The 504-nt window shown below is 63.1% G+C and carries 1 protein-coding gene; it reads left to right on the top strand.

From position 1 onward, the window contains the following. Window positions 1-504 (top strand): reverse transcriptase domain-containing protein (locus IG178_RS25205; RefSeq protein ID WP_255519015.1); only part of this gene is annotated, 504 nt, incomplete at both ends.

Genomic DNA, 504 nt, shown 5'->3' with positions numbered 1-504 from the left:
CGTGCCCTCGGCATCCCGACGGTGTTGGATCGGGTGATCCAGCAGGCCATCGCACAGGTTCTTGGCGAAATCCACGACCCGACATTCAGCGAACACAGCTACGGGTTCCGACCCGGACGCAGTGCCCATCAAGCCATCGAAGCGATGCGCCGGATGAGTCTGATGAAGGGCTACGGTGGACGCCGGTGCCATGTGGTGGACTGCGATCTGGAGACCTTCTTCGACACCGTCGACCACCAGAAGATGATGAGCCGTCTGCGCGAAAGCGTGACCGACGAGCGTCTGCTGGACCTGATCGGAAAGTTCCTGAAGGCCGGAGCGATCCTGCCGGACGGGACCTACGGGAAGAGCCGTAGCGGAGTGCCCCAGGGAGATCCCCTGAGCCCGCTGCTGGCAAACATCCTGCTCGATGAACTCGACCGGGAACTCGAAGGGCGCGGCCACGCGTTCGTGAGATACGCCGATGATTTCGTGATCCTCTGCCACGGCCGGAAGGCGGCGGAG

Origin of the sequence: Neoluteolibacter marinus, assembly GCF_014904755.1 — a bacterium.
Lineage (GTDB): Bacteria > Verrucomicrobiota > Verrucomicrobiia > Verrucomicrobiales > Akkermansiaceae > Haloferula > Haloferula marina.
This window is presented reverse-complemented; position numbering and strand designations above follow the sequence as displayed.